Consider the following 10,899-nt stretch of genomic DNA (forward strand, 5'->3'; position numbering starts at 1 on the left):
CACCCACAACGTCTACCGCGGCCGCATGGCGTACTGGGCGGACTTCTACGAGAAGCTGTTCAACTTCCGCGAGATCCGCTACTTCGACATCAAGGGCGAGTACACCGGCCTGACCTCCAAGGCCATGACCGCGCCGGACGGCAAGATCCGCATCCCGCTGAACGAGGAATCCTCCAAGGGCGCCGGGCAGATCGAAGAATTCCTGATGCAGTTCAACGGCGAAGGCATCCAGCACGTGGCCTTCTTCACCGACGACCTGCTCAAGACCTGGGACGCGCTGAAAGCCCTCGGCATGCGCTTCATGACCGCACCGCCGGCCACCTACTACGAGATGCTCCAGGGCCGCCTGCCCGACCACGGCGAGCCGGAAGCCGAGCTGCAGGCACGCGGCATCCTGCTGGACGGCACCACCGAAGGCGGCAACAAGCGCCTGCTGCTGCAGATCTTCTCGGAAACCCTGATGGGCCCGGTGTTCTTCGAGTTCATCCAGCGCAAGGGTGACGACGGCTTCGGCGAGGGCAACTTCAAGGCCCTGTTCGAATCCATCGAGCGCGACCAGATCCGCCGTGGTGTGCTGACAACCGACTGAAGGGAGAATGAGTGATGCAGGCTGTCGTAAGGAAAATCCATCACGCCGCCTACCGATGCAGAAATGCACTCCTGACGGCGCGCTGGTATGAGCAACACCTGGGTATGAAGCTGATCCTGTCCATCGCTGAAGACGCCGTGCCATCTACCGGAGAAAGCGACCCGTACATGCACATCTTCCTGGATGCAGGCATGGGTAACGTGCTCGCCTTCTTCGAATTACCGGCTCGGCCTGAAATGGGGCGGGACGAGAACACGCCGACGTGGACCCAGCACCTGGCGCTGGAGGTTGAGTCAATGGATGTGTTGCTCGAAATCAAGGAGCAACTGTTAGAGGGTGGCGTTGAGGTGATCGGTCCGACTGACCATGCACTGTTCCAGTCGATCTACTTCTTCGACCCCAATGGTCATCGCCTTGAGTTGGCCGCCAACACTGGGTCACCCAAAATGCTGGAGGCCTTGGACAAGGTGAAATGGGAAATGCTTGAAGAGTGGGATCAGACCAAGCGCGCACCGCATCACGCCGCCTGGATGCATGACGGCCGCTACAAGGAAATGTTCCAGTAGCCCTGCATTGGTCTGGCTGACGACTTATGGTCCCGTGGGGCGTCAGCTACCCTCCCCTACCCGGCGCACTTTCAGCCTGCGCCCCCAAGGGAGTTCCGTGCGATATGCACGGAACTCTCCAATCTGGGCGACGGCCCAACCAGCGCGAGATAACTCACGTGACTGCGCGCGCGATTAGGTCGACTTTCCCCTCCAAGGGAACACATCCGCTGGCTGGCAGCTTGTCCAGCGCCCTAGCCACCCCCGCCAGGTCAACTGCGGAAGCCCGGGCGAACAAATAGAGGCGAGAACCTCCATCCGGGTTGTACACGTCTGCCCAGATTGGTTTCACCGCCTGCATTTTGTGGCGCTCGCACCATTCGTCTCGCTCGACAACAGTACCCGGCGTCGACGCGTCAACTTCGTAGGGTTCGTCCGACAGCACGAAGGACCTGGTCGCGGGGTAGTACCAGCAGGCCATGTGGTCACTACTCGGGATGGCGTGGGAGTCATCGGTATAGCCGACCGTTGGGTACGCCCGGCTCCAGGCCCGACTGGGCCTAGGCCCAGTTGCCTGCATGAACTGCAGACACCGCTCCATCAAGCAGGCCACTTCTTGAGCCGCAACTTTGCCGGAGACCATGTGCTGTTTTTCGATCCTCGCCGGATTTACCACGACGAAGTCCGACAAACGATAGGACTCGCTGAAGTCGGTACTCGGCAGCAATTAGGACAAGGGCGTCTGCAACCGGACTTCCAGAATCTCCTGGCCGAAGGCACCGGTGTCGAAGTCCCGCCATCCGTCCACCACCAAGAGCCGAAGAAGGCCATGGGTATGAAGTATGGAGCGATGAAACAGCAGTGCTACGGCGTAGCTTTGCGCTGACGGATGGCTGGCCTCTGCAGGACCGCATATAGGGAACCATACCGCCACGGTTATATGCACGAGAGTGGAACCACCATCACGTGGAGAGTGGCAATTCACTGCTGCAAAGCTTCAGCTGGCCCCGTTAGACCAGGCGTTGCTGGCCGCAGCAGCCTAGTTACCCAAACACGGCAGCTCGAGCGTCTGCCATTCCGCAACCTGGGCGCTTCGGGACGAAGGGCACCGTAAAAAAAGCCGCCCTGGCCAATATCAGGGCGGAGAAAGCGCGTCACCTTCGACCCAAGAAGTGACGCGGAGCAACGAGCTTGGAGCAGTTTTCGAGAGGAGATCCGCGTGGTCGGCCCCAGGCAGTAACGGACCACCATTGAGCGGCCGGTCAGCCGACCGCTACCAGCTTGGCCCTCTGTTCAATTGTCAGAAATTGATGACGTAGGCCAGGATCACTCGATGCTCATCGGCGCCATCAGCGAAGTTCGAGCGGTTGCTCGCATAGCGCCACCGCATGGAGAGATTCTTCAGCGGACCGTCTTGCACCACGTATGTCAGGTCGGTCGCGCGCTCCCATTCACGGCCCTCCTTGCCGCTGGCGCGAAGACGGGCGCCCTCGACCGTGCGCACGTTGGCGGGATCGACTTCATCGCCCTTCACGTATCGCAGGTTGAACGTCAGGCCAGGGACGCCGAGGGCAGCAAAGTCGTAGTCGTAGCGAGCGTGCCAGACACGTTCGTTGGCGAAGGCGAAGGTGCTCACCTGCATCTCACTGAAGAGATAGGTATCGCTCCCGCCCAGGTACATGTAGGCGGTGTCGCCGGAGACTTTCTGATAGCCGCCGCTGAAGGTATGTGGGCCTATGGAGTAGCCGAAGTTGCTGCTGAACGTGCGGTTGTCCACCTCCCCCACCAGCTCCTTGCCGGTTTCCCGCGCATCGAAGTAGCGCAGCTCGGCAAAGGCCTTGCCCGGACCGACCTTGGTGCTGAACTTCAACCCCAGGAAATCGCGGCGGAAGAAGTCTTCCAGTTCGCTGGCGTGGTAGCTCAAGGTCAGATTGGGCGTCACCTGATAATCCACGCCGCCATAGGTGAAGCGATCGGCACTGACGCTGGTGGAATACGCGCCCAACTGGCTCATGACGGTCAGGTCTTCGTAGTTGGTGGAGTCACGTTGCTTGACGCCATTCACCTGCCCCAGAGTGAATGTGAACGCGTCCAGGTCCTTACTGGTGAATTGGCCTCCGTTGAACACCTGGGGAAACAGCCGGCTGCTGTTCGAGGCAATCAAGGGCAGCACAGGGCTCAGAGCCCCCACTTGCAGGATGCTGTCTGCAACCTTTGCCTTGGCCGTCAGGCCCAGCTTCGAATAGTCGTCCTCCGCACGCTTGTCACTGCCACGGGGAAGCAGGCCAGTGCCGGTACGATCGGGGCTGGAGTCCAGCTTCACGCCCAGCATGCCGATGGCGTCGAGGCCAAAGCCGACCGGCCCCTCGGTAAAGCCCGACTGCAGTCTCAGGGTGAATCCCTGGGCCCACTCTTCGCGCTTGGATTGGGTTGCGGTGTCATCGCGGAAATCACGGCTGAAGTAGAAGTTCTTCAGCTCCAGACTGACCTTTCCGTCTTCGATGAAGGCGGCAAAAGCGTTCGGCAGGGCCCCCAGGCCAAGCATGGCCGTGATCAGTAGATGAGGCTTTCTTGTCATTGTGTGTGTCCCATTCACTTCGGTTGAAACGCATTTCCCAGGACGAGCGAACCCGGGAGACGCTGTTGTCAGCATCCCCGGGAAGGCTCGTGAGTCAGGCGGTTTTCGGATTTCTTACGTAGCGTGCGATGACGTAGCAACTGACCAGGAGGAGCGGTGCGATTGCCAGCATGCCCATGTAGGTTTGACCCGTGAGGTCGTTGATGTAGCCCACCATGGCGGGCGCCACCATGCCACTGAGCTGGCCCAGGGAGTTGATGGCCGCCGTACCACTGGCGATGGCAATGCCATTGAAGGTTGATTGCGGGATGGTCCAGAAGACTGGGATGGCGATGAAGGAACCTGCCGTGGCAAGTACGAGTGCCATCATCAGCACCAGCGAGTTGTCGAAGAACAGGCAGGCCAGCAGATAGCCCAGGGCCGAAGCCACCATGCACATCAGCAGATACGACTTGCGGTCGCCGGTGCGGTCAGAACGACGGGTAACGAGGATCATGCCGATGCAAGCGACCACGTACGGCATCGAAGTCAGCATTCCCACCAGCGTCATGTCCTTCACGCCAGACTGCTCGATCAAGTGGGGCATCCAGAAATTCAGGCCGTAACTTGCCATCTTCACGCAGAAGTAGATGAAGGCGAAGATGGCGACATCGCGAGTCAGCAACACTTTCCAGAGAGAACTGTGGCTAGCCGGCGCCTTGCTGCGATCGTGATCAAGGTTGCGCTGCAGAATGCCCTTCTCTTCCTCGCTCAACCATTTGGCTGCCTGAATATCGCGATCCAACTTCCACAGCACCAGCAGTCCCAGCAGCACGCAAGGGAGTCCAGAGAGCAGGAACAACCAATGCCAGCCGGCCAGGCCCAGAACTCCGTTCATCTTGGCAAGGATCAGACCAGCCACGGGGGCTCCGATGGCACCTGCGAGGGGGACGGCCAGAAACCAGAAGCCGTTGATGCGTGCCAGGTACTTCTTCGGGAACCAGCAGGCCAGGTAGAAGAGAATGGCCGGGCCAAACCCCGCTTCCATGACCCCGATGAGGAAGCGCAAGAAGTACAGGGTGTATTGGGTGTAGGCAAACATCAGGGCGGCGGTGGCCAGGCCCCAGGAAATCATGATTCGGCAGATCCAGGCCGGTGCACCGTACTTCTTGAGGCCGATGCTGCTGGGCACCTCGAAGAGCACGTAGCCGATGAAGAACATGCTGGCAGCCAAGCCGTAGGCGGCATCGCTAAGACCGAGTTCGGCCTGCATCTGCGCTTTGGCAAAGCTGATGTTGATTCGATCGAAATAGGAAAACAGGAAGCAGATGATTGCGAGCGGTACTATGCGCCAGGCCACACGACGGTAAAGCAGCAATTCCTTCATGTGTGCGTCGTCCTTGGCCTCTGCGGCCACGGATTCGGTGATGGTCACCATTTTGTTTCTCCAGTTTTTGTATTTGTTGGAGAGAGGGCGCTTGTGGCGCCCCCCTATTCAGCTTATGTCACGCAATACGCGGGCCCAGGCAATGGACCCGATAGGGCTCAGCTGATCCGTACCAGCCGGGTCTTGTGCAGTTGAGCCCGTTCCACATAGTCGCGCGCGTTCTCGTGAAACTTGGCGACAGCAGCCTCATCCAGCTCGCGCAGGACTTTGGCCGGAGCTCCGATGATCAAGGAGTTATCTGGGAACACTTTGCCTTCAGTCACCACCGCACCGGCACCCACCAGGCAATTGCGGCCAATGACCGCGCCATTAAGGATCACGGCCTGGATGCCGATCAGCGAGCCCTCGCCGATGCTGCAGCCATGGAGCATGGCCTGGTGGCCGATGGTGACGTTGTCGCCCACTTTCAGCGGGAAACCGGGGTCGGTATGCAGCACGGCACCTTCCTGGACATTGCTGCCGGCGCCGATGTCGATGACTTCGTTGTCGCCGCGCAAGACCGCCTGGGGCCAGACGCTGGCGCCCTCACGCAGCACCACCTTGCCGATCACCGTGGCGTCCTCGGCAACGTAGGTGCTCTCGTGTACATCCGGCGCACTGCCGTCGAACTGGTAGATAGCCATTGTTCTGTCCTCAATCGTCGGTGCGGAACACGCCGGCGGCGCGCAGTTCTTCAATCTGGGCTTCGCTGTAGCCGAGGCCGAGCATCACCTGCCGGGTATGCTCGCCAATGCGCGGAATGGAGCGGCGCGGCTGCAGACGATCACCATCGAGGGACAACGGCAACAGCGGCATCTCGGTGCGTGAACCGTCTTCCAGCTCCAGGCTGGCCAGCCCGCCGCTTTCGATCAGATGCACGTCGTCGAAGAGTTCTTCCGGCTTGCGGATCGGCGCGAAAGGAATGCCGTTGGCTTCCAGCTGTATCGCCAGGGACTTGGCATCCATGGTGGCGAAAACCTTGGCCAGGTGCTCCAGCAGGCGCGGGCGCTGCAACACGCGATCGTTGTTGGTGGCCAGTGTCTGGTCGTCCAGCAGAGCTTCTTCGCCCAGCAGCTTGCACAGGGTCGTCCACTGCCCTTCCCCGGTCGCCGCCACGAACATCTGCTCACCGCCGGCGAATTCGAACACGTCGTAGATGGCCCAGGCGCTGATGCGGTTCGGCATGGGCGCAGCCGCCTGCCCCGTCACGACGTACTGTTGCATGTGCTGCGCGGCCAGCAGTACGCAGTTCTCATAGAGTGCGCTCTGCACTTCCTTGCCGACTCCGGTGCGATTGCGTTCGTTGAGCGCGGCGAGCACGCCTATGGCACCGAACATTCCACCCATGATGTCGTTCACCGAGCTACCGGCGCGCAGCGGCCGTCCAACCGGACCGGTCATGTAGGCCAGGCCGGCCATCATCTGTACCACTTCATCCAGTGCCAGGCGCTTGTCATAGGGACCGCTGAGGAAGCCCTTGTGGGACGCGTAGATCAGCTTGGGGTTGCGTTCGCGCAGGGCTGGATAATCGAAGCCCAGGGATTTCATGCGGCCAGGCTTGAAGTTCTCGATGAACACATCAGCGGTGTCCACCAGTTGCAGGATGGCTTCGCGGCCCGCCGAGCTGTCGACGTCGACGGAGATGCTCTGCTTGTTTCGGTTGAAGGTGCGGAAGAAGCCCGCACCCGCCCCCAGCAGTCGCCGGGTACCGTCGCCGCGAACCGGTTCGACCTTGATCACTTCGGCGCCCAGGTCGCCAAGGATCATGCCGCAGGTCGGGCCCATGACCATGTGAGAGATTTCGACGACGCGCACGCCATCGAGCGGGAGTTTGGACATGTTCATTGCTCCGGTCGGTGCGCCACTCAAGGGCGCTGGCAGATCGCGTCGAAGTTCTTCGGCAGCCCGGCTCGGGCGATGTAGCCGTAGAGCTGCTCGTCAGGTAACGAAGCCTTGAGCAAGTCGCGGGAGGCGATCAGGCGTTCCAGGTCGATGCCGGTGTCGAAGCCCATGCTCTGCAGCATGAACACCAGGTCCTCGGTCACGGTGTTGCCCGACGCGCCCGGTGCAAAGGGACAACCGCCCAAGCCGGCGAGCGAGGAGTCCAGCTCGCGAATGCCGTGCTGGACGGCAACCAGGCTGTTGACCAGGGCCATGCCCCGGGTGTCGTGGAAATGAGCCGCCTGGAGGCGGTCGCCGGCGATAGCCCGCACCGCGTCCAGGGTCTGACCAACCTGACCGGGCGTCGCGTAGCCAGTGGTGTCGCCCAGGGACACTACATCGCAGCCGGTTTCCAGTACATGTCGGGTCAATTCACAGAGGTCTGCCAGGGGTACGTGCCCCTGGCGAGTGCAGCCGAAGGCTACGGACATGCCGGCGATCATCTGTACCTGGCGGCCGGATTGGTTGCGCAGTTCACACATGCGAGCGAACTCTTCAACCATCTCCAATGGAGTGCGACGAACATTTGCCAGGCTGTGAGCAGGGCTGACCGAAATCGGGGCAATGATGCGGTGCGCGCCGGAGGCCAGCGCGTTCTCGGCGCCACGCAGGTTGGGGGCAAGAACTGTAACGGTGAGGTCCGGATAAGTCAGGGCGTGGGCCACGACTTCCGTGGCGTCGGCCATTTGCGGGAGCAACTTGGCGGGCACGAATGACGCGACCTCCATGAAACGTACGCCGGCCTCGTAGGCCGCGTCGATCCACTTCTGTTTGTCGCAGGTGGGCATGGTGGTGTGCAGGCTTTGCAGGCCGTCACGCATACCCACTTCATTGATGATTATTCTTGTCATGAGTGGCTCTCAGGCGGTGGTGCGTGAGGCAAGACTAAGCAGTCACCGCCTGAGCGAAAAGACGTTATTGGCGGGGGTATCCATCGCGATCCGAGATGGATAAAGGGTCAGCCTGAATGGCTTGGCACACGTGCCAGCAGGTGATTCAGCAGGCGGCGGGCCGACAGCGACAGTGCATCTGCATCGCGGACGCAGATAACAAATTCCCCTACTGCCCAGTCATCCACCAAAGGGATCACATGTAGTCCGAACAGGTCGGCGTAGCGACTCACGGCTTCTTGGGGAAAAATGGCCAGGCCCAAGCCTGCCTCGACCAGTCGATAAGCCGCGTCGAACGACGAAACGTAGGTTCGGAAGCGCAACTCCCTACCCTGCTCCTGGGCGATCTTCTGCATATAGGCGTTCACCGTGGCGTACACAGACAACCCCAGGTGTTCGAACTCCAGCGTCTCCGCGAAGCTGATGGAGTCACGTCCTGCCAAGGGATGCCGACCATCCACAACCACGGCGAGATGGTCCGTCCGGTAAGGAATGAACTCCAGGTCGCCCACCGCCATCGATTTGCGGCAGATGCCAAGATCCGCATGACCTTCGGCCACGCCGCGAACCACATCCAGGCTGAAGCGCTCCTCAATGTCTACTTGGATGTGCTCATTGGCCAGCATGAACTCGGAGAGCTCTTCAGGCAGGAACTCCATGATCGACGATACATTGGCCAGGATGCGCACGTGCCCACGTGCGCCGTCCGCATACTCGCTGAGTTCGCCCTGCAACCGCTCCATGTCACGCATCAGCTGCCTTGCATGGCGCAGAAGCGCTTGGCCAGCCGGCGTCGGTTCCACGCCTTTCTTGCTGCGTGTAAGCAGCGGTGTGCCGAACGCTGACTCGATATCAGAAATGCGCTTGCTGACCGCTGAAGGCGCAATGAACTCCCGTTCTGCCGCGCCGGCGATGGTGCCCTCCTCGCAGGCGGCGACAAAGAGTCGAAGAGATACCGGGTCCAACTGCCACATCGAAATTGCTCCATCGTGCCCACGGGGACTGGCTTGCTGACATGACATGTCGAAGTTGTTTCGACCGCCCTGCCCTGGATTCCGCGAAGAATAGCGCCGCGCAACCTGGCCGTGCAGATTGCGCGAGCCGATCAGATGCCTCGCGCTAGCTTGCTGGCACAAACACAACAATCAGAATGGCGCAGAGCAACCCGGCATTTGCGGAAACCACCAGCGTCAATCGGCTGCGCCACGACAAACCGGCGCGACGGGTCATCAAGCAGGCGCGCTGGCTGCTGCTGCGCAATCCGGAAAATCTGCACCAGCCTGAGCAGCAGATCCAGCTGCACGAGTTGCTGAGCGCCAACTAAACGTTGATGACGCTCTTTTCATCCACGGCCTTCCGAGGCACCAAGCCCAAAGACTCAGGAGGAGTCATGTCCAATTACCGCCGCGCACGGATGCCGGGCGGCACGTATTTCTTCACCGTCAACCTGCGCGACCGCCGCGATGATCTGTTGGTGCGCGAAATCGACCTGCTGCGCGCCGTGGTCCGCACGGTCAAGCAACGTCACCCCTTCCATATCGATGCCTGGGTCGTGCTGCCCGAGCATATGCACTGCCTCTGGACCCTGCCTCCCGGCGACAAGGCCTATGCGGATCGCTGGAAGGCAATCAAATTCGCCTTTTCCAAACGGTTGGCGAATGCGGAACAACGCACCGATGCCCAACAAAAGCGTGGGGAACGGGGAGTCTGGCAGCGCCGCTATTGGGAACACCTGATCCGCGACGACCTCGATTACCAGCGGCACTTCGATTACATCCACTTCAATCCGGTGAAGCATGGTCATGTGCAATGCGTGCGGGATTGGCCGTATTCATCTGGGCTGCTCCTTGGGCTCGGTGTGTGTTCGCAACTATCACCGTAGACCAAGAGCAGCCTTTCTTTTTCCAATCAATCAGTTAGCCCTAAGTAAGTGCCATTCAAATCTGTCCCCTTTCCTCCCACGCCACTCACCTCCATGGGTGCAGATAAAACCAGAGCAGAAAATTAATCTGTCCCCGTTTCTTGGTCCCCGTTTATTTTGCGATTGCGTCATCCCTCCAACGTAGGCCTCAACTGCTCAACGACTTCTCTGTCCAAGCAAACGAGTACTTTGGAGTCTTGAGAAAGGCAAAGTCTTTCGTCACTGGTTGCCAGAACAAAAATGTCACGGGAGGCGACACGGAACCAACCCGCTCTTATTCCATACATGGCGACGCCATTTACCCGTGTGCTTTTCGCCAGATCGGCCTGCTCTTCGCTGACTACCTGAAGTCTTCTGTTCGGCCAAGAGGCGCTATAGAAGCCTGAACGGACATGCAGCATCTCTTTGTCGAGAGATACGCGGCCACTTATCCCTTGAAAAACCACATATCCCTGAAGCGCGGCAAAAACCACTAAACCTACAATCGCCCCAGCCGCACTAACAGACTTTGTAATTAGAAACTCACCTACAAGCAGAACAACCACCGGAAGAAGGGCCACAAGCAGACTACTGATAAGCATCGATTTAAAGCTCATAACCACACCAATCGTATTCATTTAGATCCCAGCCATTCGAAACGTAATTTTCGACACCAGATCAAATACTTGCTTTCGATTCGCCCTTGGTAATTTGATCAAGCCTTGCTCATGCGCAGCATAAAGGCAAGAAATAACCTCTCTCCGCACCTGTTTGCGCATGCCTTTAAACAAAAATCGGCTATTACCATTAATCTGGGCAACCTTGATTGCCGCAGTCTCTATATCAATATTCCGCTGCGGCGAAACAGCGTGACAACTGTAACACTTAGGTCCTCCACCGCCCCCACCACCAACTCTAACAGCCATACTTATTACGACACTTATACTGATCGTGTCCCACCGAGTGGTGTAACTGCCATGGTTCTGGCAGTTGAGTTTGCGGGGACTCAGCTGATCACAGCAGATAGCCGAGCAGTTTGATTGTCACTGAG

12 protein-coding genes and 1 pseudogene are annotated in these 10,899 nt (G+C 59.4%); 6 read left to right on the plus strand and 7 right to left on the minus strand.

Annotation, left to right across the window (positions count from 1 at the left end; genetic code table 11):
* From ACFPU0_RS14505 to ACFPU0_RS14515, 3 genes are all read left to right on the plus strand, one after another.
* A partial coding sequence (locus ACFPU0_RS14505) for a VOC family protein (protein ID WP_377693787.1) occupies positions 1 to 589 on the plus strand: 589 nt, incomplete at its 5' end.
* 14 nt (positions 590 to 603) lie between these two features.
* Entirely contained in the window at positions 604 to 1,155 is a 552-nt protein-coding gene (locus ACFPU0_RS14510) for a VOC family protein (RefSeq protein WP_377693788.1), read from the plus strand.
* 595 nt (positions 1,156 to 1,750) lie between these two features.
* Positions 1,751 to 2,020, plus strand: a complete 270-nt coding sequence (locus ACFPU0_RS14515) for a hypothetical protein (RefSeq protein ID WP_377693789.1) — start codon at positions 1,751 to 1,753, stop codon at positions 2,018 to 2,020.
* Between the two features lie 414 nt (positions 2,021 to 2,434).
* Here ACFPU0_RS14515 and ACFPU0_RS14520 read toward each other — a convergent pair whose 3' ends face one another.
* The 6 genes from ACFPU0_RS14520 to ACFPU0_RS14545 form a co-directional block, all read right to left on the minus strand.
* Positions 2,435 to 3,712, minus strand: a complete 1,278-nt coding sequence (locus tag ACFPU0_RS14520; RefSeq protein ID WP_377693790.1) for an OprD family porin — start codon at positions 3,710 to 3,712, stop codon at positions 2,435 to 2,437.
* Between the two features lie 94 nt (positions 3,713 to 3,806).
* A complete protein-coding gene (locus ACFPU0_RS14525) occupies positions 3,807 to 5,129 on the minus strand; it encodes an MFS transporter (RefSeq protein WP_377693792.1) in 1,323 nt (440 codons plus the stop codon).
* Between the two features lie 107 nt (positions 5,130 to 5,236).
* A complete protein-coding gene (locus ACFPU0_RS14530) occupies positions 5,237 to 5,761 on the minus strand; it encodes a gamma carbonic anhydrase family protein (protein ID WP_377693793.1) in 525 nt (174 codons plus the stop codon).
* 10 nt (positions 5,762 to 5,771) lie between these two features.
* Positions 5,772 to 6,956: a CaiB/BaiF CoA transferase family protein gene (locus tag ACFPU0_RS14535; protein ID WP_377693794.1), complete on the minus strand. Its 1,185-nt coding sequence runs from the start codon at positions 6,954 to 6,956 to the stop codon at positions 5,772 to 5,774.
* A 26-nt stretch (positions 6,957 to 6,982) separates the two neighbouring features.
* On the minus strand, positions 6,983 to 7,909 hold the full coding sequence (locus ACFPU0_RS14540) for a hydroxymethylglutaryl-CoA lyase (RefSeq protein WP_377693795.1): 927 nt from the start codon (positions 7,907 to 7,909) through the stop codon (positions 6,983 to 6,985).
* A 107-nt stretch (positions 7,910 to 8,016) separates the two neighbouring features.
* Positions 8,017 to 8,922: a LysR substrate-binding domain-containing protein gene (locus ACFPU0_RS14545; RefSeq protein ID WP_377693796.1), complete on the minus strand. Its 906-nt coding sequence runs from the start codon at positions 8,920 to 8,922 to the stop codon at positions 8,017 to 8,019.
* 218 nt (positions 8,923 to 9,140) lie between these two features.
* On the opposite strand from ACFPU0_RS14545, the pseudogene ACFPU0_RS14550 reads away from it, so the two are divergent.
* Together ACFPU0_RS14550 and ACFPU0_RS14555 are read left to right on the plus strand one after the other, a co-directional pair.
* Positions 9,141 to 9,269: pseudogene (locus ACFPU0_RS14550) on the plus strand (ISL3 family transposase); the annotation flags it as partial.
* Between the two features lie 69 nt (positions 9,270 to 9,338).
* A complete protein-coding gene (locus tag ACFPU0_RS14555; RefSeq protein ID WP_377693797.1) occupies positions 9,339 to 9,830 on the plus strand; it encodes an REP-associated tyrosine transposase in 492 nt (163 codons plus the stop codon).
* Between the two features lie 167 nt (positions 9,831 to 9,997).
* Here ACFPU0_RS14555 and ACFPU0_RS14560 read toward each other — a convergent pair whose 3' ends face one another.
* Positions 9,998 to 10,486 carry a hypothetical protein gene (locus tag ACFPU0_RS14560; RefSeq protein WP_377693799.1) on the minus strand — a complete coding sequence of 163 codons (489 nt, stop codon included), beginning with the start codon at positions 10,484 to 10,486 and terminating at the stop codon, positions 9,998 to 10,000.
* A gap of 90 nt (positions 10,487 to 10,576) precedes the next feature.
* Here ACFPU0_RS14560 and ACFPU0_RS14565 point away from each other — a divergent pair, with 90 nt between their 5' ends.
* Complete coding sequence (locus ACFPU0_RS14565; protein ID WP_377693800.1) at positions 10,577 to 10,888, plus strand: hypothetical protein; 312 nt, start codon at positions 10,577 to 10,579, stop codon at positions 10,886 to 10,888.
* Positions 10,889 to 10,899: the final 11 nt, after the last annotated feature.

Origin of the sequence: Pseudomonas sp. GCM10022186 (assembly GCF_042656385.1) — a bacterium.
GTDB lineage: Bacteria > Pseudomonadota > Gammaproteobacteria > Pseudomonadales > Pseudomonadaceae > Metapseudomonas.